General features: G+C 72.0%; 23 protein-coding genes. 9 read left to right on the top strand and 14 right to left on the bottom strand.

Annotation, left to right across the window (positions count from 1 at the left end; genetic code table 11):
• Positions 1–30: 30 nt before the first annotated feature.
• Complete coding sequence (locus tag OKJ99_RS16455; protein ID WP_326016973.1) at positions 31–939, bottom strand: LysR family transcriptional regulator; 909 nt, start codon at positions 937–939, stop codon at positions 31–33.
• A 134-nt stretch (positions 940–1073) separates the two neighbouring features.
• Between OKJ99_RS16455 and mdlC the strand changes: the two genes are divergently transcribed.
• The 5 genes from mdlC (at position 1074) to OKJ99_RS16430 (ending at position 7673) form a co-directional block, all read left to right on the top strand.
• On the top strand, positions 1074–2657 hold the full coding sequence (mdlC, locus tag OKJ99_RS16450) for a benzoylformate decarboxylase (protein ID WP_326016972.1): 1584 nt from the start codon (positions 1074–1076) through the stop codon (positions 2655–2657).
• Between the two features lie 2 nt (positions 2658–2659).
• The gene (locus OKJ99_RS16445) at positions 2660–4117 is read left to right on the top strand and encodes a benzaldehyde dehydrogenase (protein ID WP_326016971.1); all 1458 of its coding nucleotides are present in this window, start codon (positions 2660–2662) and stop codon (positions 4115–4117) included.
• A gap of 110 nt (positions 4118–4227) precedes the next feature.
• The gene (locus OKJ99_RS16440; RefSeq protein ID WP_326016970.1) at positions 4228–5457 is read left to right on the top strand and encodes an MFS transporter; all 1230 of its coding nucleotides are present in this window, start codon (positions 4228–4230) and stop codon (positions 5455–5457) included.
• Positions 5458–5524: 67 nt separating this feature from the next.
• Positions 5525–6010 carry a GNAT family N-acetyltransferase gene (locus tag OKJ99_RS16435; RefSeq protein ID WP_326016969.1) on the top strand — a complete coding sequence of 162 codons (486 nt, stop codon included), beginning with the start codon at positions 5525–5527 and terminating at the stop codon, positions 6008–6010.
• Between the two features lie 100 nt (positions 6011–6110).
• A complete protein-coding gene (locus tag OKJ99_RS16430; protein ID WP_326016968.1) occupies positions 6111–7673 on the top strand; it encodes an MFS transporter in 1563 nt (520 codons plus the stop codon).
• On the opposite strand, the gene OKJ99_RS16425 is transcribed toward OKJ99_RS16430, so the two are convergent.
• The 5 genes from OKJ99_RS16425 to OKJ99_RS16405 form a co-directional block, all read right to left on the bottom strand.
• The gene (locus OKJ99_RS16425) at positions 7657–8601 is read right to left on the bottom strand and encodes a PDR/VanB family oxidoreductase (protein WP_326016967.1); all 945 of its coding nucleotides are present in this window, start codon (positions 8599–8601) and stop codon (positions 7657–7659) included. The two genes, OKJ99_RS16430 and OKJ99_RS16425, sit on opposite strands and share 17 nt — an antisense overlap.
• Complete coding sequence (locus tag OKJ99_RS16420) at positions 8598–8768, bottom strand: hypothetical protein (RefSeq protein ID WP_326016966.1); 171 nt, start codon at positions 8766–8768, stop codon at positions 8598–8600. The genes OKJ99_RS16425 and OKJ99_RS16420 overlap by 4 nt, the downstream gene beginning before the upstream one ends.
• Positions 8765–9778 carry an aromatic ring-hydroxylating dioxygenase subunit alpha gene (locus OKJ99_RS16415; protein WP_326016965.1) on the bottom strand — a complete coding sequence of 338 codons (1014 nt, stop codon included), beginning with the start codon at positions 9776–9778 and terminating at the stop codon, positions 8765–8767. Before OKJ99_RS16415 ends, OKJ99_RS16420 begins: the two co-directional genes overlap by 4 nt.
• 93 nt (positions 9779–9871) lie before the next feature.
• Positions 9872–10642, bottom strand: a complete 771-nt coding sequence (locus OKJ99_RS16410; RefSeq protein ID WP_326017029.1) for an IclR family transcriptional regulator — start codon at positions 10640–10642, stop codon at positions 9872–9874.
• Positions 10643–10648: 6 nt separating this feature from the next.
• The gene (locus OKJ99_RS16405; RefSeq protein ID WP_326017027.1) at positions 10649–11461 is read right to left on the bottom strand and encodes an alpha/beta fold hydrolase; all 813 of its coding nucleotides are present in this window, start codon (positions 11459–11461) and stop codon (positions 10649–10651) included.
• Positions 11462–11633: 172 nt separating this feature from the next.
• Between OKJ99_RS16405 and OKJ99_RS16400 the strand changes: the two genes are divergently transcribed.
• From OKJ99_RS16400 to OKJ99_RS16390, 3 genes are all read left to right on the top strand, one after another.
• Positions 11634–12491 carry a Cof-type HAD-IIB family hydrolase gene (locus tag OKJ99_RS16400; RefSeq protein WP_326016964.1) on the top strand — a complete coding sequence of 286 codons (858 nt, stop codon included), beginning with the start codon at positions 11634–11636 and terminating at the stop codon, positions 12489–12491.
• Positions 12492–12668: 177 nt separating this feature from the next.
• Entirely contained in the window at positions 12669–14006 is a 1338-nt protein-coding gene (locus OKJ99_RS16395) for a lipase family protein (RefSeq protein WP_326016963.1), read from the top strand.
• A 64-nt stretch (positions 14007–14070) separates the two neighbouring features.
• Positions 14071–14478 (top strand): RidA family protein, encoded by a 408-nt coding sequence (locus OKJ99_RS16390; protein ID WP_326016962.1) that lies wholly within the window; start codon positions 14071–14073, stop codon positions 14476–14478.
• 63 nt (positions 14479–14541) lie between these two features.
• Here OKJ99_RS16390 and OKJ99_RS16385 read toward each other — a convergent pair whose 3' ends face one another.
• The 3 genes from OKJ99_RS16385 to OKJ99_RS16375 all read right to left on the bottom strand — a co-directional run bounded on the left by OKJ99_RS16385 (position 14542) and on the right by OKJ99_RS16375 (position 17016).
• Positions 14542–16023, bottom strand: coding sequence for a SulP family inorganic anion transporter (locus OKJ99_RS16385; protein WP_326016961.1), 1482 nt, complete (start codon positions 16021–16023; stop codon positions 14542–14544).
• 8 nt (positions 16024–16031) lie between these two features.
• Positions 16032–16613 (bottom strand): carbonic anhydrase, encoded by a 582-nt coding sequence (locus OKJ99_RS16380; protein WP_326016960.1) that lies wholly within the window; start codon positions 16611–16613, stop codon positions 16032–16034.
• Between the two features lie 73 nt (positions 16614–16686).
• Positions 16687–17016 (bottom strand): hypothetical protein, encoded by a 330-nt coding sequence (locus OKJ99_RS16375; RefSeq protein WP_326016959.1) that lies wholly within the window; start codon positions 17014–17016, stop codon positions 16687–16689.
• Between the two features lie 203 nt (positions 17017–17219).
• On the opposite strand from OKJ99_RS16375, the gene OKJ99_RS16370 reads away from it, so the two are divergent.
• A complete protein-coding gene (locus tag OKJ99_RS16370; RefSeq protein ID WP_326016958.1) occupies positions 17220–17954 on the top strand; it encodes a nitroreductase family protein in 735 nt (244 codons plus the stop codon).
• 10 nt (positions 17955–17964) lie between these two features.
• Here OKJ99_RS16370 and OKJ99_RS16365 read toward each other — a convergent pair whose 3' ends face one another.
• The 5 genes from OKJ99_RS16365 to OKJ99_RS16345 all read right to left on the bottom strand — a co-directional run bounded on the left by OKJ99_RS16365 (position 17965) and on the right by OKJ99_RS16345 (position 23016).
• Positions 17965–19614, bottom strand: a complete 1650-nt coding sequence (locus tag OKJ99_RS16365) for an ABC-F family ATP-binding cassette domain-containing protein (RefSeq protein WP_326016957.1) — start codon at positions 19612–19614, stop codon at positions 17965–17967.
• An 82-nt stretch (positions 19615–19696) separates the two neighbouring features.
• Positions 19697–21331: an ABC-F family ATP-binding cassette domain-containing protein gene (locus tag OKJ99_RS16360; protein ID WP_326016956.1), complete on the bottom strand. Its 1635-nt coding sequence runs from the start codon at positions 21329–21331 to the stop codon at positions 19697–19699.
• 212 nt (positions 21332–21543) lie between these two features.
• Positions 21544–22032 carry an HPP family protein gene (locus OKJ99_RS16355; RefSeq protein WP_326016955.1) on the bottom strand — a complete coding sequence of 163 codons (489 nt, stop codon included), beginning with the start codon at positions 22030–22032 and terminating at the stop codon, positions 21544–21546.
• 130 nt (positions 22033–22162) lie between these two features.
• Entirely contained in the window at positions 22163–22327 is a 165-nt protein-coding gene (locus tag OKJ99_RS16350) for a hypothetical protein (protein WP_326016954.1), read from the bottom strand.
• A 131-nt stretch (positions 22328–22458) separates the two neighbouring features.
• The gene (locus tag OKJ99_RS16345) at positions 22459–23016 is read right to left on the bottom strand and encodes a Dps family protein (protein WP_326016953.1); all 558 of its coding nucleotides are present in this window, start codon (positions 23014–23016) and stop codon (positions 22459–22461) included.
• Positions 23017–23045: the final 29 nt, after the last annotated feature.

Genomic DNA, 23045 nt, shown 5'->3' with positions numbered 1-23045 from the left:
GCGCCCGTCCCTCAAGGCGGGCGCCGCACTTCACGCCTCCGTCGCGTCGACCAGCGTGTCCCGCATGAAGTCCACCAGCCAGTGCTGCGCGGGCGTGCGGGCGTGCGCGTGCCGGGCGTAGACCGCGACCTGCGCCGGTTCGATGTCGATCGGAAGCTCAAGCAGCCGCACCCGGTGGTCGGCGGCGAACATGCGGGCCACCAAACGGGGCGCCACCGCCACGAGTTCGCTGTCCTGGATGAGGTACGGCAGGCCCGCGAACCGGGTCACGTCGAGCACCACTTGGTGCAGCAGCCCGTGCGCCTCCAGGGCGCGGCGCGGCCCTTCGTGCCCGGCGGGTCCTGAGACCGTCACATGCTGTTCGGCGCCGAGCGCGGCCAGGTCCACGGAGCGGCCGCGCAGCCGTGGGTGGTCGCGGGCCACCACGGCGACGTATCCCTCGGAGAACAGCGGGATCCGCTCCACCCGCGGCGAGCCGAGCGGCGTCGAGGCGATGAACGCGTCGATCTCCCCGCGGCCCAGCTGATCGGCGGCGCCCCGGATGTCGAGCGGTCGCACCGTGAGGGTGGTGCCCGGCGCCTGCCGCGGCAGTGCGGCCATCAGCCGCGGCAACAGGGCGACCTCGCCCAGGTCCGACAGGCACACGGTGAACGCGGCGCGCGCCGTGGCCGGATCGAAGGAGTGCGCACCGCTGACGGTCGTCTCGATCTCCGAGAGGGCGCGGTGCAGCGGCTCGTACAGAGCGCGGGCCGTAGTCGTCGGGGCGAGCCCCGCGCCCGTGCGGCGGAACAGCTCGTCCTCGAAGCGGCGGCGCAGTTTCTGCAGCCCGTAGCTGACCGTCGGCTGGGTCACGTGCAGCGCCTCGGCGGTCGCCGTCACGCTCCGGGTCTCGTAGAGCAGCACGAAGGTCCGCACGAGGTTGAGGTCGAAGTCCCGCATGGTGGCTCCCGTCTGTGACCTGTGCCCCCATTATCGATGCTGTCTATGAAGCGGGTAGCCAACATTGATTGGAGCACGGTCGGCTTTATTTCTAGGCTCAACCACATCACCGCCGGTCCAGGAGGAGTCTGCGTATGCCGACCGCACGCCGGATCGCCCACGCGTTCCTTGAGCGCCAGGGTCTGACCACGATCTTCGGGAACCCCGGATCGAACGAACTGCCCTTCCTGGCGGGACTCCCCGAGTCCTTCCGCTACGTCCTCGGCCTGCACGAAGGCGTCGTCGTCGGCATGGCCGACGGATACGCGCAGGTCACAGGAGGCCCGGCGCTGGTCAATCTGCACGCCGCCGCCGGTTCAGGCAACGCGATGGGCGCGCTCACCAACGCGGTGTACGCGCGCTCGCCGCTGGTGCTCACGGCGGGCCAGCAGGTGCGCTCCGCCGTCGGCCTGGAGGCGATGCTCGCCAACGTCGACGCCCCGCAGCTGATGCGCCCGCTCGTCGGTCACTCCGCCGAACCGGCCTGCGCCGCCGACGTCCCGCGCTCGCTGGCCCAAGCGGTCTTCGAGGCCGAACTGCAGCGCCGCCCGAGCTACCTCTCCGTGCCCTACGACGACTGGGACGCCGACGTCGACCCGGGGGCCTGCGAGGTCCTGGAGCGGCGGGTGCGGCGCGGGCTCACCCCGGACGCGGCGCAACTCGACGACCTCGTACGGGAGGTGGGCGCCGCCCGCAATCCGGTGCTCGTCCTCGGCGGTGACATCGACGCCGCCGGACACGTCGACCGGGCCGTGGCCTGCGCCGAACACCTCGACCTGCCGGTGTGGGTTGCGCCCTCGCCGCACCGCCTTCCGTTCCCCAACCGGCATCCGCTGCTGCGTGGTGTGCTGCCCGCCGGAATCGGCTCCGTGTCGTCGGCGCTGGCCGGGCACGACCTGGTGCTCGTCGTCGGCGCGCCCGTCTTCCGCTACCACCAGCACGTGCCGGGCCCCTACCTGCCGGACGGCGCCCGCCTGATCCAGGTCACCGACGACGCGGGCGCCGCGGCCCGCGCGCCGATGGGGGAGGCGCTGGTCGCGGACCCGGGCCCGGTGCTCGCGGCGCTGACGGACCGGCTGCCACAACGCGCAAGCGGGCCAAGGGAGTTCACGCCCCCGCCCGAACCCGCCACCGCCTCCGGCGCCGCCCTCCACCCCGAGGAGGTCTTCGCCGCGCTCCGCGACACCCAGCCACCCGACACCCGCTACGTCGTCGAGTCGACCTCCACCAACGGTGCCTGGTGGCGCCAGATGGACCTGCGCCACCCCGGCTCCTACTTCTTCCCGGCCTCCGGCGGGCTCGGCTTCGGCCTGCCCGCAGCCGTCGGCGCGGCGATGGGCGATCCGGACCGACCGGTCGTCGCGGTCGTCGGCGACGGCTCCGCCAACTACGGGATCACGGCGCTGTGGAGCGCCGCCCACTACCGGGTACCGGTCACCTTCCTCATCCTGCGCAACGGCACCTACGGCGCGCTGCGCTGGTTCGGGACGCTGCTCGGCACCCCGGACGTGCCGGGCACCGAGATCCCCGGCCTCGACTTCACCGCGCTCGCCGCGGGCTACGGGGTGCCCGCCACCGCCGTGACCGAACTCGCCGAACTGCGCGACCAGTTGAAGACACCCCCGACCGATGGACCCCGCCTCATCCAGGTCGACACCCACCCCACCTCACCGGAGTGACCATGACTCTCCTCGAAGACCCCGTATGGCACGAGCGCATCCACCTCGACGGCTGGACCGCGGGAAGCGGGGGCACGTCCGCCGTCGTCGAACCCGCCACCGGGCAGCGGCTCGGTGTGATCGGCAGCGCCACCGCCGATGACGTCGCGCGCGCCGCGACCCGCGCCGCCGAGGCGCAGCAGGAGTGGGCCCGCACCGCGCCCGCCGAGCGCGCCGCCGTGCTGCGCCGGGCCGGTGACCTGTTCACCGAGCACGCCGAGGAGATCAAGGACTGGATCGTCCGCGAGGCCGGATCGACCCGCGCCAAGGCCTCCGTCGAGACCGACTTCGCCGCCGCCGAGTGCTACGAGGACGCGGCGCTGCCCGCGCACCCGCTCGGCGACGTGCTCAGCAGCGGCGAGCCCCGCTGGTCGTTCGCGCGCCGCGTGCCCGCGGGCGTCGTCTCGGTCATCGCACCGTTCAACTTCCCGCTGATCCTCGGCATCCGCTCCGTCGCGCCCGCGCTGGCCCTCGGCAACGCCGTGCTCCTCAAGCCGGACCCGCGCACCGCCGTGTGCGGCGGCGTCACCATCGTCCGCATCTTCGAGGAGGCAGGCCTGCCCGAGGGGCTGCTTCATCTGCTGCCCGGCGACGCGAGCGTCGGCGCCGCCGTCGTCGAGGCGCCCGAGGTCTCCGTCGTCTCCTTCACCGGCTCGACCGCCGCGGGCCGCAAGGTCGGTGAGGCCGCCGCCCGCAACCTCAAGAAGGTCCACCTCGAACTCGGCGGCAACAACGCGCTCGTCGTCCTCCCCGGCGCCGACCTCCCGGCCGCCGCCTCGGCCGGCGCGTTCGGCTCGTACCTCCACCAGGGCCAGATCTGCATGGCGACCGGCCGCCACCTCGTCCACGAGTCGCAGGTCGAGGAGTACGTCGCGCTGCTCGCCCAGAAGGCGAACCGGCTGCCCGTCGGCGACCCCGCCGCCGGCGACGTCGCGCTCGGCCCGATCATCGACAGCCGGCAACTCGCCCACATCGACAAGGTGGTGACCGACAGCGTCGCCGCGGGCGCGCAGGTCGTCGCCGGTGGCAAGGCCGACGCCCCGTACTACCCGGCGACCGTGCTCACCGGCCTCGACGACGACAGCCCGGCCTGGCGCGAGGAGATCTTCGGGCCCGTCGCACCCGTGCGCAGCTACCGCGACCTCGACGAGGCGGCCCGCATCGTCGACGCCTCGCCGTACGGCCTGTCCGTCGGCATCCTCGGCGACGTCGGCACCGCGATGACCCTCGCCGACCGGATCCGCTCCGGCAAGGTGCACATCAACGAACAGACCGTCATGGACGAGCCCGCCGCGCCCTTCGGCGGCGTCGGCGACTCCGGCAACGGATCCCGGTTCGGCGGCGCGCAGGCCAACATCGAGGCCTTCACCGAGACGCAGTGGGTGACCGTGCGCCCGCAGATCGCGCCGTACCCCTTCTGATCCCCGCAGAAGAGGCCGGTCCCTTCGGAAGGTCCCCCCGTCCCCCAGGAGCAGCGCGTCCCCCGTCCCTGTCCCCGTCCCCATCCGCTCATCCGGCAAGGAGCACGCCAATGACGACGTCTCCCACGCGGGCAGCCAGCACGGCGGTGCTGTGCTGGCTGACCGTTCTGCTCGAGGGGTACGACCTGGTGGCGCTCGGCGCCACCATCCCGACCCTGCTCAAGACGCACCACCTCGGCTTCACGGCCGCCGATGCCACCGCGGTCGCCACCGTCTCCCTCGTCGGGGTCGCGGTCGGCGCCGCGGGGCTCGGCCCGCTCACCGACCGCTTCGGCCGGCGCGGCATGCTCATCGGCTCGGTGCTGCTGTTCTCGGTGTTCACCCTGGTGACACCGCTCGCCCCGAACGTGGCCGTGTTCGGCGGCTTGCGCTTCCTCGCCGGGCTCGGCCTCGGCGCCTGCATGCCGGTCGCCCTGACCGTCATGTCGGAGAACCTGCCCGAACGCCGCCGAGCCAGCGCCAGCACGTTCACCATGACCGGCTACCACGTCGGCGCGGTGCTCACCTCGGTGCTCGCGCTCGCCGTGGCCGGTGACTGGCACTGGCTGTTCTACGGCGGGGGAGTCGCGGGCCTGCTCGTCGTCCCGCTGATGTGGTGGAAGCTGCCGGAGTCCGCCGCGTACCTCGCCGCCAAGCAGCAGCCCGAGGCCGAACGCATCGGCATGCGCGACCTGCTCGGCCCGCGCGTGCGCCGCACCACGCTCGCCGTGTGGGGCGGCTCCTTCATGGGCCTGCTGCTCGTCTACGGCCTCAACACCTGGCTGCCCCAGCTCATGCGCAGCGCGGGCTATCCCATCTCCCGCTCCATCGCGCTCCTGCTGATCCTCAACGTCGGCGCCGTCATCGGGCTCATCGTCGCCGGGATCGTCGCCGACAAGTACGGCATCCGGCGCGTGGCCCGCATCTGGTTCGCGGCGGGCGCCGTGCTGCTCGCCGTCCTGAGCCTGCGCATCGAGAGCAGCCTGCTGCTCAATGCACTGGTGCTGTTCACCGGCGTCTTCGTGTTCTCCGCGCAGGTCCTCATCTACGGGTACGTGGCCCAGGTCTTCCCGGCCCGCACCCGCGGCACCGCACTCGGCCTCGCCTCCGCGGTGGGCCGACTCGGCTCGATCACCGGACCGATCGTCACCGGAGCCCTGGTCACGGCGGGCATCGCCCACCCCTGGGGCTTCTGGTTCTTCGCGGGCGTCGCGGCCCTCGGACTCGGCGCGATGCTGCTCCTGGCCCCGCCGGCTACCGACGACCGGGCCAGGACACCGAGCGCGGCGCTCACCGGCTGACCGGCCCCGAGTTCACCAACTGGGCGTCCCCGACAGGGCGGCCGGACCCCGTGCCAGACTCGTCCCCATGAAGATCAGAGACATCCGGGACGGGGACTGGGAGCGGATCTGGCCGTTCTGGCGGCGGATCGTGCGCGAGGGCGAGACCTACGCCTGGGACCCCGACACCAGCGAGCCCGAGGCCCGCGCCCTGTGGACCGAGGGCGCGGGCAAGCGCGTCCTCGTCATGGAGGACGACGCGGGCACCGTCGTCGCGACGGCCTACGTGAAGCCCAACTACGGCGGTCCCGCACGGGACACCGCGAACGCCGGCTTCATGGTCGACCCCGACCACGGCGGCCACGGCCACGGCCGCGCGCTCGCCGAACACGTGCTGACCGTGGCCGAACAGGACGGCTACCGCGCCATGGTCTTCAACGCCGTCGTCGAGACCAACCCGGCCGTACGGCTGTGGACTTCGCTCGGCTTCACGATCCTCGGCACGGTGCCCGAGGCGTACGACCACCCGCGACACGGCAGGGTCGGACTGCACATCATGCACCGCGCGCTATAGGCCCAGGTGGGGTAGGGCGGACGCGGGTCACCCGTTGAGTTAGGGTTGCCTAACCAGCGGGGTGGTCCCCGTGTTCTCCGCCTGCCCACAAGGAGCCCGCATGACGGCGACGCCCGCCGCCGAGCAGCCCACCGCCCCCGCGCTCACCAGGCCGAGGGACCCGCGCCGCTGGCTCATCCTCGGCGTGATCTGCCTCGCGCAACTCGTCGTCATCCTCGACAACACGATCCTCAACGTCGCCGTCCCCACCCTCACCGCCGACCTCGGCGCCGGCACCGCCGACGTCCAGTGGATCATCAACGCGTACGTGCTGGTGCAGGCGGGCCTGCTGCTCTCGGCCGGGGCCGCCGCCGACCGCTACGGCCGCAAGAAGCTGCTCCTGACCGGTCTCGTGCTGTTCGGCGCGGGCTCGCTCGCCGCCGCACTCGCCCACAGTACCGGCCAGTTGATCGCCGCGCGCGCCGGCATGGGCGTCGGCGGCGCCCTCCTGCTGACCACCACCCTCGCGGTGGCCGTGCAGGTCTTCGACGACGACGAACGCGTCCGCGCCATCGGTGTCTGGGCCGCGGTCAACGCCCTCGGCTTCGCGGCGGGGCCGCTGGTCGGCGGCGTCCTGCTCGCGCACTTCTGGTGGGGCTCCCTCTTCATGGTCAACGTGCCCGTCGTGCTGCTCGGCCTGTGCGCCGTCAGCGTCCTCGTGCCGGAGAGCAGGGTCGAGCAGAGTCACCGCCCCGACCTGCTCGGCGCGCTCCTGTCGACGGTCGCGATGGCATCGCTCGTCTACGCCGTCATCTCGGGGCCCGACCACGGCTGGTCCTCCCCGTACGTGCTCGCGGGCGCGGGTCTCGGAGTGTGCGCGCTGGCCGCCTTCGTGGTGTGGGAGCGGCGCGTCACCGCCCCCATGCTCGACATGAGCTTCTTCCGGAACCGGACGTTCACCGGCGCCGTGATCGGAGCCGTGCTGATCACCTTCGGCAGCGGGGGAGCGCTGTTCCTGCTCACGCAGCAGCTCCAATTCGTCCTGGGCTACGGGCCGTTGGAGGCCGGACTGCGCACCGCGCCCTTCGCGCTCACCGTCGTGCTGCTCAACTTCACCGGAGTGTCGGCCCGGCTGAGCAAGCGGCTCGGCATTCCGGGGTCCGTGGCCGTCGGCATGACCCTGCTCGCCTGCGGACTCGCCGCGGTCGCCCTCGCCGGGCGGGTCGTGGACGGGTACGGGGGCCTGCTCGTCGGGCTCGTCCTCATGGGGGTCGGCTGCGCGTTCGCCAACCCGGCGATGGCCGTCGCCGTGATGGGCTCCATCCCGCGGGAGAAGGCGGGCGCGGGTGCCGGAATCCAGGGCACGGTCACCGAGTTCGGCAGCGGCCTCGGCGTCGCCGTTCTCGGCGCCGTGCTCAGCGCCCGCTTCGCCGCGCTCGTGCCGGTGGCCGCGGCCTCGCTGCCCGCAGCCCTCGCCGCGACCGACTCGACGGCCGAACGGCACACGGTGACACAGGCCTTCAGCTCCGCCCTGGAGACCGGTCAACTCGTGGGCGCGGCCGCCGTGTTGACCGGAGGCCTGGTGGCGGCCACGCTGCTGCGCCGCGCGGAACAGGCGGCGCAGCCGGAGGCCGAGGCCGCGGACGAGGCCGTATCGGATGCGGCGGTCACAGGTCCAGCGTGAGCCGCTCGCCCCTCGCCCGCGAGACACACACCATCATCGTCTCGTTGGCGTCCCGTTCGGCGGCCGTGAGCACGCTGTCACGGTGGTCGACCTCGCCGGCGAGGACATCCGTCTCGCAGGTGCCGCACGTGCCCTCGGTGCAGGAGTACAGCACCTGGATCCCGGCCTCTTGCAACGTGGCGAGGATCGTCCGGTCCGCCGGGACCTTCAACGTCCGGCCGCAGGCGGCGAGTTCGACCTCGAAGGTCGTGTCGCCGCTGGTGTCGGTCACCGTCGGGGTGAACCGCTCCGTGCGCAGCGCCTCGGCCGGCACCAGCTCCTCGACGGCGGCGAGCAGCGGCTCGGGGCCGCAGGCGTAGACGAGTTCACCGGGGCGCAGATCCGCGAGGACCGCGGGGAGGTCGAGCAGACCCTCGGCGAGTTCGATCCCGCCGCCGGGGTGCCGGGCGGTCAACTCCTCGGCGAACGCCATGGTCGCGCGGGAGCGGCCCCCGTAGTGCAGGGACCACTGAGCCCCGTGGTCGGCCGCCGCGGCCAGCATCGGCACGATCGGCGTGATGCCGATGCCGCCCGCGACGAACCGGTATGCGGGCGCCGGTTCGAGCCGGAAGTGGTTGCGCGGCCCACGGGCCCGTACCGCCGCGCCTTCCTGAAGCTCGCCGTGCACATGCGCCGAGCCGCCCCGCCCGTCGCGCTCGCGCAGCACGGCGATCCGCCAGGAGTGCGCGTCGCCGCCGCACAGCGAGTACTGCCGTTCAAGGCCCTCGGCCTCGGAGAGGATCAGGTCGATGTGGGCGCCCGCCTCCCACGCGGGCAGCGCCGCGCCGTCCGGGCGGCGCAGGAGCAGGGAGACGACACCTTCGGCCTCCTGGCGGCGTTCGGCGACGACGAGGTCGTACGTGTCGAGAGGGTCGAGCGGCTCGCTCACGGGGTGCGGTCCTTCGGTTCGGGGGTCTGCGGATGGTCCGGGTGGGCGAGCATCCACTCCCACATGGCGACCGGATCCTCGCTGGTGTGCTGCTCGCCGCAGTGGCAGAGGCCGTCGAGGAGGTCGGTGCCGGGGAGCCATTCGATGCGGAAGACGGGCCGTGTCATCCGGCGGCCAGCTTCGTGAGGATGCGGCGCGCCGCCAGGCCGCCCGTGTCGATGTTGATGCTGAGCTCCTGGTAGCCCTCGGGCTCGGTGTCCAGGGTGCGCTGCAGCAGATTCAGCGCGTCCACGTCCTGCATGACGACCGTGTGGTTGAAGTCCCGCAGGAACGTGGTGACTTCCTCGTCCTCGGTCGCGAAGTTCCGTGACACCGCCCAGAAGTCGTACACCTTGCCGGGCGAGGACGGGGTGATCGCGTACGTGATCTCCGTGCGGAACGCGGGGGTCTCCTGACCCGACGGGCTGATCGTGCTGTGCAGCAGATACAGGCACGGCGCGTGGTACTCGATGTCCTGGCGCCTTTCGATGCGGCCCTCGATGCCGGTGGAACGGGCGTAGAACGGCGGGCACTCGGCGTCCTTCATGTGCCGTGACACTCGCACGACCCCGGACTCCTCGTCGACCTCCGTGGCGATGGGTGTCTCGGCGACCTCGGGCGTGCCGATGTAACCGCCGTGCAGATACGTCTCGTGGGACAGGTCCATCAGGTTGTCGACGAGGAGCATGAAGTCGGCGTCGATCGGCTCCATGCCCTCCACGGTCACGAAGTCGTCCGCGACCAGGTGCGGGGCGCGCGGGATCGCGCCCGTGTCGGCCCCCTCCGGGTCACCGACCCACACCCACACCATCCCGTCGACCTCGGCGACCGGGTACGAGCTCACCCGCGCGGTCCGCGGCACCCGCTTCTGCCCCGGCACGAACACACACGTGCCCGTCGTGTCATAGGTGAACCCGTGGTACCCGCACACCACCCGGTCCCCGTCGAGCCCGCTCGCCGACAGCGGGTAGCGGCGGTGCACACAGCGGTCCGCGAGCGCGACCGGCTCCCCGGCCTCGGTGCGGTAGAAGGCGATCGGCTCACCGAGGATGGTGCGGCCGAGCAGCTCCCGGCCCACCTCCTTCGACCACGCGGCGACGTACCACTGGTTACGGGCGAAGGCCGAGTAGGCGGTCATGACGGGGGTCCCTCCGGTCACCGCGCGGCACCGTCGCCGCGCGTCACCGACCACAGTGGTGACCCGGACCACAGCCCCACAACGCCACTTCCGTCAGACGGAAGCCGGGGGTGCGGTCGCGGCGGGTTGCCAGCCCAGAGCGCGCGATATGCCGCGTCCGGCCAGCTGCACCGCCGGAATCAGCGCAGGTGTCCGCGCGCCCTCGACCGGTACGACGACGGAGACCGCGGCGACGACATCCCCGCGTGGCCCGCGTACCGGCGCCGCCACCGACAGTGCGTCGTCGGTGATCTGACGGTCGCTCACCGCGCCGCCGCCGCGCCGCACTTCGGCCAGCATGCGGCGCAGCCGGACCGGGTCCGTGACGGTGTAGGGGGTGAACGCCTCGAGCCCGCCCTCGGGGTAGCTGTCCTGCAGCTCGGGGCCGCCGTGCGCGAGCAGCACCAGACCCACGCCTGTCGCGTGCAGCGGCCAGCGCGCGCCGACCCGCGAGTGCACGCCCACCGCCGAACGGCCCGACAGGCGCTCGATGTAGACGACCTCCCGGCCGTCGCGCACGGCGAGGTGCACGTTCTCGTGCGTGGCCTCGTACAGGTCCTCCAGGAACGGCAGGGCGGCCTGGCGCAGGCCGAGACCGCGCGGGGCGAGCGCCGCGATCTCCCACAGGCGCAGACCCACGTGGTAGTTCCCCTCCTCGTCGCGCTCCAGGGCGCCCCAGTGGGAGAGCGCGCCGACGATCCGGTGCGCGGTGGGCAGCGGAAGATCGGCGCGGTGCGCGAGCTGGGTCAGCGTCAGTGAGGGGTGGTCCTGGTCGAAGGCGCCGAGCGCGTCGAGCAGCCGGTCGCTCGCGGAGCGGGTCACGATCCCGCCCTACCCGGTCGGGCAGCGGTCGCGGAGGAAGTCCAGAAGCACGCCGTTGAACGCCTGGGGCTGCTCGACGCTCGGCAGGTGTCCGGCGCCGTCGATCACCCGCAGCACCGAGTCCGGCATCAGCTTCACGATCTCCTCGGCGTCCGAGACCGGCGTGTACACGTCGTCCACGCCGACCACGACGAGCGCGGGCACCCGGGCCGCCGCGAGGCTGTCGCGATAGTCGGGGCGCTCGGCCCGCCCGCGCAGCGCCGCCGCCGCCCCGCGCGGGTCGGTGACCTGCATCATGCCGAGCACATGCGCCGCGACCTCCGGCAGCGCGGCCACGTTGTAGCGCGCGAGCATCTTGTCGATGACCTCGTCCGCGTACCTGCCCATGCCCTCGGCGAGCAGCCGCAGGGCGAGCCGGTTGCGGTACAGCTTGCCCTCGGGGGTCTCCGCCGGCGCCGAGGTGTCGGACAGGACGAGCGCGTGGATGCGGTCCGGGTGGCGCAGATGGAACTCCATGGCGATCTGGCCGCCCATGGACACACCGCCGACCACGGCGGTGTCGATGCCCAGCTCGTCCAGGAGCCCGGCGATGTCGTCCGCGAAGCGGGACAGCAGCACCTGCCCCGGAGTGACATCGCTCTCGCCGTACCCGCGCAGATCGGGCGTGAGCACCCGGTACCCGGCCGCCGCGAGCGCCTCGGCCTGGGTGGCCCACAGGGTCCGGTTGAACGGATGCCCGTGGATCAGCACGATCGCGACGCCGTCCGCCGGGCCGAGATCGTCGTACCGCAAAACGGTGCCATCCAGCGTGAATCGGGGCATGGCGTGCTCCAGGTTGGGTTGGACCCGCGCGGGGTGAGTGCCGGAACCGTACGGCGCGGGCGTGGGCATGATCAAGAGTGTTCGCCGGTCAGAGCAGGGAGCCTCCTAGACTGGAGGTGCTGCGCCCCGCGCCCTGCGGCCGGCAGCCCGCACCACCGAACCAGGAACCACCGTGAGCACCCAGCACCACCAGGCGGCCGCCGCCACCCCGCCCGACATCCGCCTGGTCGTCACCGACATGGACGGCACACTCCTGGACGGCGACGGGAACATCCCCGACTCCCTCTGGCCGCTGCTGGCCGAGATGAACCGCCGCGGCATCGCCTTCTGCCCCGCCAGCGGACGGCAGTACGCCACGCTCGCCGCCCAGTTCGACGCCGTGGACGACGGCGGCATGGTCTACGTCGCCGAGAACGGCGCGTACGTCGTGCACGGCGGCGCCGAGGTCAGCTCCGACCCGCTGGAGCCGGCCGTCGTCGAGTGGATCGTCAAGGAGATGCGCGCCCTCGTCGACGCGGGCGGGGCCGACGCGGGCGTCGTCGTCTGCGGGAAGCGGTCCGCCTACGTGGAGCGCTCCGACGAGGCGTTCATGACGCAGGTCCGCAAGTACTACGCCGCCCACGAGATCGTCGCCGACGCCACCGCCGTCGAGGACGACTTCGTCAAGGTCGCGCTCTTCGACTTCGGCAACGCGCAGGACACCACCGCCCCGCTCCTCGCCCCGCTCACCGACTCGCACCAGGTCGTCGTCTCCAGCCGGCACTGGATCGACGTCATGAACCCGGCCGCGAACAAGGGCGCCGCCGTCCGCAGGCTCCAGGACACCCTGGGTGTCACGCCCGCGCAGACCGCGGTGTTCGGCGACTACCGCAACGACCTGGAGATGCTGGACACCGCCCACTGGTCCTACGCCATGGCCAACGCCCACCCGGACGTCCTCGAGCGCGCCCGGCTGCGCGCCCCGGCCAACACCGAGAACGGCGTCGTCCGCACGGTCCGCGACCTCCTCGGGATCACGGTGCAGCCTTAAATTACTGAAACGTAACCTTCTTGGTGCTACCCGCGGTAACGGTGATGTGGATAGCGTCCGGCAAGGCGCGTGGTGGCGGTGGGACGACCGCCCCGACCGCGCCGTCGGCCTGCCCGAATTTCCGGCCGACAGCCGCCAGGCGGGGGTCGACCTCCGCCCGTAGCCCGGAGGTTCGCCATGCCCGCCGCCCCCACCCGCCTGCTGGCCGCCGCCGTCACCGTCGCCGCGTGTGTCGGCGCCCAGGCCGTGCCCGCCGTGGCGGCCACCGGATCGGACAGCTCCGGCGACACGGTCTCGCGCGGTGTCACGATCCCCGCGTTCTACAACCCGCCGGCCGAACTCCCCGGCGCCAACGGCTCGTTGATCCGCAGCGAGGGCCTCCCGCTCGCCCTCAGCCTGCCCGGCCTGCACGGACCGCTGCCGGGCAGGGCGACCCGCATCATGTACAAGACGACCGACTCCAACGGGAAGCCCGCCGCGTCCACGGGTGCCTACATCGAGCCCAGCGCCAAGTGGCGCGGCTCCGGCCCCCGTCCGCTCGTGGCGCTCGCCCCCGGCACGCAGGGGCAGGGTGACCAGTGCGCCGCGTCGATGGGACTTGAGCACCCGATCCGGTTCAACGGACAGACGCTGGTCGCCGGTTACGAGGACCTGGCGATCTACCGGCTCCTCGTCAAGGGCGTCGCCGTCGTCGTCACCGACTACATCGGCCTGGGCACCACCGACCGCCTGCACACCTACGTGAACCGGCTCGACGAGGCCCACGCCGTTCTCGACGCCGTGCGCGCCGCCCGCGCCCTCAAGGACGCCACCGTCACCAGCGGTTCGCGGGTCGGCCTCTTCGGCTACAGCCAGGGCGGCGGCGCCACCGCCGCGGCCGCCGAACTCCAGCCCACCTACGCGCCCGATGTCACCCTCTCCGGCACGTACGCGGGGGCGCCGCCCGCCGACCTGACCGCGACCACCAAGGCCATCGACGGCACCGACCTCGTCGGCGCGCTCGGCTGGTCGCTCAACGGGTTCCTGCAGTCCGACCCGCAGCTTCGGGCGATCGCCGACAAGCACCTCAACGACAAGGGCCGGGCCGCCCTGAAGGACCTCTCCACGGCGTGCGTCGGCGACGCCATCCTCGGCTACTCGTCCCAGAAGAGCTCGACCTGGACCAAGGACGGCCAGACCCTCGAAGACATCATCAAGGCCGAGCCGCGCCTCCAGGAGTTCCTCGCCCAGCAGCGCATCGGCGCCATCGAGCCGCAGAGCCCGGTCCGCGTCGCCACCGGCGTCAGCGACAATCTCGTCCCGCACGGCCAGGCACGACAGTTGGCCGTCGACTGGTGCGGCCGCGGCGCCCAGGTCACGTACAAGGCGGTGAACATCCCGGACGTCGGCCGCGCCCTGATCAACCACTTCGCCCCGCTGCTCACCGACCAGGGCCCGGCCATCAACTGGCTCACCGACCGCCTCTCGGGAGAGCCGGCCACGTCCACGTGTGCCCAACTCCCTTCACAGCGCTGAACGTACGGGCGGGCGCCGTGCCACGATGACGGACTACCGCACCCGTCCGTCCGAAGGGAACCCCGTGCCCCGCGCCGTCACCCTGATCCGTTCCGACACCCTCTCGGACGTCGCCGAGTACGCCTACGCGGCCACCGCGCCGGCCGAGGCGCGGCTCGTCTTCCTCGCCGGTTCCTGCCCGTTGGCGAAGGACGGCTCGACCGTCGCCGTCGGCGACTACGCCGGTCAGACAGCGCAGTGCGTCGCGAACATGCGCGTCGCCCTCGACGCGGCCGGCGCCGCTTTGGAGGACGTCATCAGCACCCGCGTCCTCGTCGCGTCGACGCGGCAGGAGGACCTGGTCACGGCATGGCAGGTGGTGCGTGACACCTTCGGTGACCACGACGTGCCCAGCACCCTGATGGGTGTCACCGTGCTCGGCTACTCCGACCAGCTGGTCGAGGTCGAGGCGGTCGCGGCGGTCATCGACTGACCGACGCGCGAAGGCCCCGACTCCCGTGCGGTGCACGGGAGTCGGGGCCCAGCCGAAGCAGGATCAGGCCGATGTCACCTTCACCGGCTCCGTCTCCGCCGAGCTGTGCCGTTCCGCCCAGTTCTCCAGGGCCGTGCGGCACGCATGGTCCAGGTGGTGGAGTCCGGTCAGGTTCAGTTCGACGGGGCGGTCCTGCGGGAGTGCCTCCAGGCTGTCGAGGATCTTCGGCAGCTTCAGGAACGTCGCATTGCCGGACAGGTGTGCCTGCACCGGGCCCGCGCCCTTGTCTATGATCTCCAGCTTGATGTGCGAGGCCTCCCAGGCGGTCTTCACGACCGACAGGGCGAGACCGATGAGCACACCCTCGAACATGCTGACCGCCACGATCGACACCGCGGTGACCACCAGGATCAGCGCCTCACCGCGATGGTCGCGCCAGAGCTGCACCAGCGCCCGGACGGGCACCAGCTTCGCCCCGGCGTGCACCAGCACGCCCGCGAGGGCCGGGATCGGGATGAAGGCGAGCAGCGCGGGCAGCAGCGCGGCGAACAGCAACAGCCATACGCCGTGCATGACGCGCGAGGCCTTCGTCTTGGCGCCCGCCTGCACATTGGCCGAGCTGCGCACGATCACCGCGGTCATCGGCAGCGCGCCGAGCACGCCGCACACCGCGTTGCCCGCGCCCTGAGCCAGGAGCTCCTTGTCGTACGAGGTGCGCGGACCGTCGTGCATCCGGTCCACGGCCGCCGCGCTGAACAGCGACTCCGCCGAGGCGATCAGCGTGAACGCCACGAGCGTGCCGAGCACACCGACCGAGGCGAGTTCACCGAACGCGTCGAGGGGCGGCGGCTGGATCGAGCCGAGCAGGCCGTTGACCTCGACCATGGTGACGGGCGCGTCGAACACGAACGCCGCCAGCATGGCCAGGCCCACCGCGGCGAGCGGCCCGGGAATGACGCGCGCCTTGGGCGGCAGGTACTTCCAGAACACCAGGACCGCGACGGTCCCGGCGCCCAGGGCGAGCGAGGCCAGCGCGCTCGTACTGCCGAGCGCGTCGAGGAACGCCCCCGGGAGCCCCGCTATCTTGCCGATCCCGGATTCCGGGGCCTTGGAGTCCAGTACCGAGTACATCTGGCCCGCGATGAGCACCAGGCCGATGCCGGCGAGCATGCCCTCGACGACCGAGACCGAGATGGCCCGGAAGTAGCGGCCCACCTTCAGAGCGCCCATGGCGATCTGAAGGAGACCGGTCGCCAGCACGATGACACCGAGGACCGGCAGACCGAACTCGCGCACCGCTTCGTACACGAGCACGGTCAACCCGGCGGCAGGGCCGGAGACTTGGAGGCTGCTGCCGCGCATCAGGCCGGTGACGATGCCGCCGACGATGCCGGTGATGAGGCCGAGTTCGGCGGGCACACCGGAGGCGACGGCCACGCCGACGCACAGCGGAAGTGCCACCAGGAACACGACGAGCGAGGCGGTGAAGTCCGCCTTGAGATGAGGGAACTTGGGGGTTGGGGTGTGGGGGGTGGTTTCAGTCATGGTGGCGCTCACAGGGTCTCGAACGCGTCGGTGTCGACGCGGTGTTCGCGGACGCCGCCGGTGTGCACCTCGTAGTACCAGCCGCGCAGCGTGAGGCGGCCGTCGGCGAGCCGGCGCTCCACACACGGGTAGGAGCGCAGCCGCAGCAGCTGGGCGAGGACGTGCTGTTGGACGGCCGGGCCGACCGTGACGTCGGCCGGATCGCACGCGCCGGGCTCGTCCGCGGCGTGCGCGAGCCAGTCCCGGACGGCGGGCACGGCCGCGAGGTCGTCGCCGCGCACCAGCGCGCCGATCGCCCCGCAGTGCGAGTGCCCGCACACGACGATGTCCTGGACGCCGAGGACTTCCACGGCGTACTCGATGGTGGCGGTCTCCCCGCTGGGGCTGCCGCTGGTGTACGGGGGCACGATGTTGCCCGCGGTGCGGAGCTCGAAGAGCTCACCGGGGCGCGCGCCTGTGATCAGGGCCGGCACGACGCGAGAGTCGGAGCAGGTGATGAAGAGGACCTGCGGGGACTGGCCGTCGGCGTGACTGGCGAACTCCTCAGGGCGCTGGCCAAAGGTGCGGGCGTTGTCGATGAGGGGCTGCATGTGTGGTGATTCCTCCTGGCGCGCCGGCAGGGCGCGTCGGACGGGCAGGACAGGTGGGAACAACTGTCGGGAATCAGCAGCGGAAGACCTGGAGGGACGCCGCTGTCAGCTCGTCGATGGATCTGTCCGGTCGGACGTACGAGGCGTGCGGCGCGGTCGCCGACACGGCGGTGTTGTCCGGCGCGGGTGACTCGGCGAAGGGGCAGGGAAGTTGGGACGAGCCCGACGCCGCGCGGTGGCGGTCACGCGTACGGACCGCTTCGGCGGGCCCCTGGGGCGCCGTCCCGTCGCCGTGGCAGGCCTTCGCGTCGGCGGGCGCCGCGACCGGGGCGTGTGCGGACGCGAACGAATGTCCGGACGCGAGCAGGGGGAGCGACAGCAGCAGGGCGATGACAAAGGCCATCGCCGTGCGCTTACTCCCACCTCGGGACATGTTCCCCCCTCGCGTATCTCTCACCAAGAGATCGCCAACGTACGGTCAACTGCTGGTCAAGAGCCAGGTTAACTCTGCAAAGGTGGCTCGTGGGTTAACTGGGTGTTTCGGCTCGAAGGATGGGTGAAACATGGGGGTGTTTTGGCGCGAATGACACCCCTAGACTCGCGATCATGACCCAAGCCACCACAGGTACCGAGACACCCCAAATCGCCGACGACACAGCCCTGTTCGCCACCATGGCCACGATGCGCGCCATGCGCAGGCTGCGCCCGGAACCCGTTCCCGACGAGCTGCTGGAAAGGCTGATTCAGGCAGCCGTGTGGGGACCCAGTGGCGGCAATATGCAGCGCTACGAGTACGTCGTGGTCACCGATCCGGCAGTTATGGCGGAACTGGCACCTTTGTGGACGCGCTGTGTGGACGCCTACTTGGCGACCACCGGCAAGCACGCGCCCGAGGGCATGGACGAGGCGGCGTACGGGCGCATGGTCGCCGCCATCGAGTACCAGCGCGACCACTTCGCCGAGACACCGGCGCTCGTCATCCCCTGCTACCAGTTCCCGCCGTCGCGCGTCGACGGGGAGGGGCTGCGGGCCTCGGTCGCCGCGCTCGGCCCCACGGCGGCCGCCGCGCTGGCGAGCACGCAGGAGCGCTTCGCCGCCCTGGCGGAGGGCTCCTGCGTCTACCCCGGCGTACAGAACCTGCTGCTCGCCGCGCGCGGCCTCGGCCTCGCCGCCAACATCACCATCTGGCACCTGATGCTGGAGGACGAGTGGAAGGCCGCGCTCGGCATCCCCGACGACATGCGGACGTTCGCCGCCATCCCGATCGGGTGGCCGCTCGGCCGCTTCGGCCCGGTACGCCGCAGGCCGGTCGCGGAGGTGCTGCACCGCAACCGCTGGTAGGCGCCTCCGATCAGTCGTCGAGTGCGCCCCGGCCGAGCCGGATCTCGCGGCCCTTCCAGCGTTCGCGCAGCCAGCGGTCGTGGCAGGCGACGACGATGGCACCGGGACCCGCGCCCAGCGCGTCCTCCAACTCGTCGCACAGCGTGGGGGACAGATGGTTCGTCGGCTCGTCGAGCAGCAGCAGCTCGGGCGGGTTCGCCACCAGCAGGGCGAGCGCGAGCCGGCGCCGCTGACCGACCGACAGCTGACCCACGGGTTTGTCGAGGTCGGCCGGGCGCAGCAGACCGAGCCCGGCCGGCGGCACCGCCTCGGCCCGCGCGAACCCGAGCTCCTGGACGTAGGTGTCCCGTGCGGTCCGCTCGGGCCGCGCGAACACGGAGTCCTGGGCGAGCAGCCCCACGGACAGGCCCGCCCGCCGCCGTGTCCCGCGCACGGTCAGCTGCCCGGCGAGGACCGCCAACAGGGTCGACTTCCCCGTGCCGTTGGCTCCGGTGACCAGCAGGCGGTCCTCGGGTGTCACGTCGAGCCTGTCCAGGGTCAGCCGCCCGGGGACATCAACCGCCCGCAGGGACACGAGCGGCTCGCCGATGCCATCGAGGGACATGTCATCGACCGGCATGTCGGCGAGCCGGTCGGGCCGGAAGCGCAGCGGCGGTGGAGGCGCGGCGACCTGCGTGCGTTCCAACTCCTCAAGGCGGCGGACGGCATTGCGGACCCTGCGGGAGATCTGGCTCTGCACCCGGTTGGCGCGGACGCCGTACCCCATCTTCTCGTTGTCGCGCGGAGGGCGGTCCGGGGCGACACGGCGTGCCGAGACACCGGCCGCGTGCCGCAGCGCCGCCAACTCCTCCTGCTCCTCGGCGAACCGCCGCTCCCACCGCTCCCGCTCGGCCTGCTTCTCGGCGCGGTAGGCGCTGTAGTTGCCGCCGAACCGCACGGGGCCGTCCACCGCCGGGTCGAGGTCGACGAGGTCCGTGCAGACGGCGTCGAGGAACGCCCGGTCGTGGCTGGCGAGGACGACGACGCCGGGCAGCGCCCGCACCTGTTCCTCCACGAACAGCGCGGCGTCGTCGTCGAGATGGTTCGTCGGCTCGTCGAGCAGCAGCGCGGCGGGGCGGCGCACGAGCAGCGCGGCCAGGGCGAGCCGCCCCCGTTGGCCGCCGGAGAGCGAACCCAGCGTCCGGGTGTGCGCGAACGCCCCGAGGCCGAGACCGGCGAGGGTGATCTCGGCGCGCCGGTCCGCGTCCCATGCCTCGTGCTCCCGGGCGCGCTCGAGCAACTGGCCGTAGGTGTCGAGCAGTTCGGCGTAGGTGCCGGAGTCCTCCGGTGTCAGGGCGAGTTCATCGCCGAGACGGTCGAGCTCGGCGAGTTCGGCGCGGGTCTCGCGCAGCGCGTCGTCCAGCACGTCCGCGATCGTCGTCGTGGCGTCGTACGGCGCCTCCTGTTGGAGGAAGCCGAGGTCGGGCGGGCGTACGACGCTGCCGGAGTCGGGGGTGTCGACGCCGGCGAGCAGGCGCAGCAGGGTCGACTTGCCGACCCCGTTCTCGCCGATCAGGCCGATCCGGCGGCCGGGAGCGGCGGTGAGTGACACACCATCGAGAACGCGACGGGTGCCGAGGGTACGGGTCAGATCGTGGGCGATGAGAGCGGGCTGGGGCATGAGGTGTGTCCGTTCGACGTGAGGAGCCGTGGGGCCCGCCGGGCGTACGCCTCGGAGCGGGCCATGTCGTCACGCCGACGGATCACATCTCGGGCGCCCCCACCTCGGTCAGCTCCCCGCCCGCGAGCCGCAGCCCGCGCTCCACTCCGATCCGCGCGAGGAACCGCTCGTCGTGGCTGACCACCATGAACGCGCCCTGGTAGGAGGCGAGCGCGCTCTCCAGCTGGCCGACGCCGACCAGGTCGAGGTTGTTCGTCGGCTCGTCGAGGAGCAGCAGCTGCGGGGCCGTCTCCGCGCACAGCACGCAGGCCAGGGTGGCCCGCAGCAGCTCCCCGCCGGACAGCACCCCGACCGGCAGCTGGGCGCGCGGGCCGCGGAACAGGAAGCGGGCCAGCAGATTCATCCGCTCCGCCTCGGGGCGCCCCGGCGCGAACGCGGCGAAGTTCTCCGCGACGGTGCGCTCGGGGTCGAGCAGGTCCAGACGCTGCGACAGATAGGCGATCCGGCCGTCGGCCCGGTTCACGCTGCCGCCGCTCGGCTGGAGATCACCGTTCACGAGCCGCAACAGGGTGGTCTTTCCCGCCCCGTTGGGGCCCGTCAGCGCGATGCGCTCGGGGCCCCGCACCGAGAAGTCGACGCCCTCGGCCGCGAACAGGTCCTGCTCGCCCCGGCGGACCTGCGCGTGCTCGGCGAGGACGAGGGTGCGTCCGGCGGGCACCAAGGTGCCGGGCAGATCGAGAACGAGGCGCGGATCGTCGCGCACGGAGCGCTCCGCCTCGTCGAGGCGCGCCTTCGCCTCGCCGACACGGGCCGCGTGCGTCTGCCCGGCCCGGCCCGCGGACTCCTGGGCGCCCCGCTTCATGGTCCCGGCGAAGATCTTCGGCAGCCCGGCGCTCTTCAGGTTGCGCGCGGCGTTGCTCGCGCGGCGCTCGGCGCGCTCACGGGCCTGCTGCATCTCCCGCTTCTCGCGCTTCACCTCCTGCTCGGCGTTGCGGACGTTCTTCTCGGCGACGTCCTGCTCCGCGGTCACCGCCTCCTCGTACGCGGTGAAGTTGCCTCCGTACCAGCGCAGTTCACCGTGGTGCAGTTCGGCGATCCGCTCCATACGGTCCAGGAGCGCGCGGTCGTGGCTGACCAGCAGCAGGCAGCCGTTCCAGCGCTCCAGGACGTCGTAGAGGTGGCGGCGGGCGTCGAGGTCGAGGTTGTTGGTCGGCTCGTCGAGGAGCAGCACATCGGGCCGGCGCAGCAGCTGGGCGGCCAGGCCCAGGGAGACGATCTGGCCGCCGCTGAGGGTGTCGAGACGCCGGTCGAGACCGAGGGCGCCGAGGCCGAGGGAGTCGAGCTCGGCGCGGGTGCGCTCCTCGATGTCCCAGTCGTCGCCGATGACGGTGAAGTGCTCCTCGCCCACATCCCCCGACTCGACGGCGTCCAGGGCCCGGACGATCTCGGCGACACCGAGCACCTCGGCCACGGTGAGCGAGCCGGCCAGCGGCAGGTTCTGGGGGAGATGGCCGAGCACACCGTGCACGGTCACCGAGCCGCCGGTGGGCCTCAGCTCACCGGCGATCAGCTTGAGCAGCGTGCTCTTGCCCGCGCCGTTCGGGGCCACGAGCCCGGTGCGGCCGGACGGCACGGAGAAGGACAGGCCGTCGAACACCGGGGTGTCGTCGGGCCAGGAGAAGGACAGGTTCGAGCAGACGACCGAAGCGTCGGACACGGAAGAGACCTCGCGTGGGAGACGGGCAGGCCGATACGGCTGCCCGGAACAGGGAAAGGGGACGACTGTGAGGCCACACCGGCGATGCATCCACGCACCGGCCGCTGGCCTGTCAGAGCCGGGTATTCACCCGGAGATGTCGTCGTCCACCGCCATGTTCTTCTCCTCGAGACGCGAAAGGTCCAAGAACATTAACAGCTACGGACGCCCGCTCACCAGCTCAACGGGTAACGGACCGGGTGTCCGCCGATCCGGCCCGGCAGCAGCCCGACCACGACCAGCAGCCCGGTGCCGAGCGCGAGCAGCGAGAGGAAGGGGACGGGGTGCGGGGCCTGCAGCACCACGATCACCGAGGTGGCGGCCGCGGGGGAGTGGGAGAGGTGGGTGAGCATCATCGCGCCGAGCGAGAGCCCGGCGGCGACGGCCGCGCCCCATCCGTTGCTCCCCGTCACCGCGAGCGTCCCGAACCCGATGGCGGCGGAGATCAGCTGGCCCCCGACGAGATTGCGCGGCTGCGAGATCGGCAGTCCGGGCGCGCCGTGCACCAGGGCGGCGCTCGCGGCGAGCGGCGGTATCAGAAGCGGCTGCCGCAGCAGCACGCCGACCGCGACGAGCACTAGCAGGGCGCCGATCGCGAAGACGGTGGCCCGCAGGGCGTGCAGGGGATGAGGGCGGGGGACGGCGGACGGGGGCGTGGACATGCGATCTCCGGGCAGGTGGAGCGGGGGCCCGGTGATCATAAACAGAATGTTGAAGCCCTGGCATTGTGCTTGCCTCTGGGGCAAAAGGCCTCTGGGGTAAAAGGCGGCGGTCCCGCTCCCGCGGCCGGCTCTACTGCCGCCGGTTGTCCTCCGCGATCCGCGTCGCCCGTGAGCGCACATCCGCCTCGGACAGGCCCGCGTCGCACACGATCGTCATCACCGTGCCGTCGTCCAGCGACACCTGTCGCATCTCGACGCCCAACATGCTTGACCGCTGCGGCTCTTCGTCGGACATGAGAGCTCCTCACGGTCGGCGCGGCGATGTGCCGCGTCGACTCAACAATTGACGAACCCCCACCGTAGACGCACCCGGTGGTGCGCGGGGTGCACCACCGGGGCGCAGTCACACGATCGGGCCCGTGGGCCTCACCGGACGGCCTGCCGTGCCGCCTCCGTCTCGGTGCCGGCGTCACCGGTGCGCAGGGCGCCGCCCGCCGTCTCCAGGTGGGCGCGGACGAACCACTGGAACTTCTCGAGGTCGCGCAACTGTCCGATCAGCAGGTCCTGCGTGGCCGGGTCGACCCTGCCGGTCCGCTCGACCGCCTTGCGGACGTCCTCGATGAGGCCGGTGTAGACGACGTCGAGGGCGCCGAGGTGGGCGAGGGCGTCCGCCCGGCCGACGCTGTAGTCCTCCCAGGTCCGCGCGGCCACGAGCACGCCGGGTGTGCCGTGGCTGACGCCGCCGAGCGCCGCGGCGCGCTCCGCGACCTCGTCCGCCATCCCCCTGACCTTCTCGACCTGCGGGTCGATCATCTCGTGCACGGCGATGAAGTGCGGTCCTACGACGTTCCAGTGGATGTGCTTGAGCGTGAGGTGCAGATCGTTGAGGGCGTGCAGGCGCAGCTGCAGGATGTCGATGAGCTCGCCCGCCTCGGCCACGTCGAGGCCGGGGACGGTGTACTTCGGGTTGCTCCGCAGAGCCATGGTGCGTGTCTCCTCTCGGACTTCGAGCT

The sequence above is a fragment of the Streptomyces endophyticus genome (assembly GCF_035798155.1).
Classification (GTDB): Bacteria; Actinomycetota; Actinomycetes; order Streptomycetales; family Streptomycetaceae; genus Streptomyces; species Streptomyces endophyticus.
The sequence above is the reverse complement of the archived record's forward strand: the minus strand, read 5'-3'. Positions and strand labels throughout refer to the sequence as shown.

What these genes read in the sequence shown, in the direction of transcription:
- OKJ99_RS16455 (WP_326016973.1), bottom strand. Translation starts at nt 939, where the DNA reads ATGCGGGACTTCGACCTCAACCTCGTGCGGACCTTCGTGCTGCTCTAC.
- mdlC (WP_326016972.1), top strand. Translation starts at nt 1,074, where the DNA reads ATGCCGACCGCACGCCGGATCGCCCACGCGTTCCTTGAGCGCCAGGGT.
- OKJ99_RS16445 (WP_326016971.1), top strand. Translation starts at nt 2,660, where the DNA reads ATGACTCTCCTCGAAGACCCCGTATGGCACGAGCGCATCCACCTCGAC.
- OKJ99_RS16440 (WP_326016970.1), top strand. Translation starts at nt 4,228, where the DNA reads ATGACGACGTCTCCCACGCGGGCAGCCAGCACGGCGGTGCTGTGCTGG.
- OKJ99_RS16435 (WP_326016969.1), top strand. Translation starts at nt 5,525, where the DNA reads ATGAAGATCAGAGACATCCGGGACGGGGACTGGGAGCGGATCTGGCCG.
- OKJ99_RS16430 (WP_326016968.1), top strand. Translation starts at nt 6,111, where the DNA reads ATGACGGCGACGCCCGCCGCCGAGCAGCCCACCGCCCCCGCGCTCACC.
- OKJ99_RS16420 (WP_326016966.1), bottom strand. Translation starts at nt 8,768, where the DNA reads ATGACACGGCCCGTCTTCCGCATCGAATGGCTCCCCGGCACCGACCTC.
- OKJ99_RS16415 (WP_326016965.1), bottom strand. Translation starts at nt 9,778, where the DNA reads ATGACCGCCTACTCGGCCTTCGCCCGTAACCAGTGGTACGTCGCCGCG.
- OKJ99_RS16405 (WP_326017027.1), bottom strand. Translation starts at nt 11,461, where the DNA reads ATGCCCCGATTCACGCTGGATGGCACCGTTTTGCGGTACGACGATCTC.
- OKJ99_RS16395 (WP_326016963.1), top strand. Translation starts at nt 12,669, where the DNA reads ATGCCCGCCGCCCCCACCCGCCTGCTGGCCGCCGCCGTCACCGTCGCC.
- OKJ99_RS16385 (WP_326016961.1), bottom strand. Translation starts at nt 16,023, where the DNA reads ATGACTGAAACCACCCCCCACACCCCAACCCCCAAGTTCCCTCATCTC.
- OKJ99_RS16380 (WP_326016960.1), bottom strand. Translation starts at nt 16,613, where the DNA reads ATGCAGCCCCTCATCGACAACGCCCGCACCTTTGGCCAGCGCCCTGAG.
- OKJ99_RS16375 (WP_326016959.1), bottom strand. Translation starts at nt 17,016, where the DNA reads ATGGCCTTTGTCATCGCCCTGCTGCTGTCGCTCCCCCTGCTCGCGTCC.
- OKJ99_RS16370 (WP_326016958.1), top strand. Translation starts at nt 17,220, where the DNA reads ATGACCCAAGCCACCACAGGTACCGAGACACCCCAAATCGCCGACGAC.
- OKJ99_RS16365 (WP_326016957.1), bottom strand. Translation starts at nt 19,614, where the DNA reads ATGCCCCAGCCCGCTCTCATCGCCCACGATCTGACCCGTACCCTCGGC.
- OKJ99_RS16355 (WP_326016955.1), bottom strand. Translation starts at nt 22,032, where the DNA reads ATGTCCACGCCCCCGTCCGCCGTCCCCCGCCCTCATCCCCTGCACGCC.
- OKJ99_RS16350 (WP_326016954.1), bottom strand. Translation starts at nt 22,327, where the DNA reads ATGTCCGACGAAGAGCCGCAGCGGTCAAGCATGTTGGGCGTCGAGATG.
- OKJ99_RS16345 (WP_326016953.1), bottom strand. Translation starts at nt 23,016, where the DNA reads ATGGCTCTGCGGAGCAACCCGAAGTACACCGTCCCCGGCCTCGACGTG.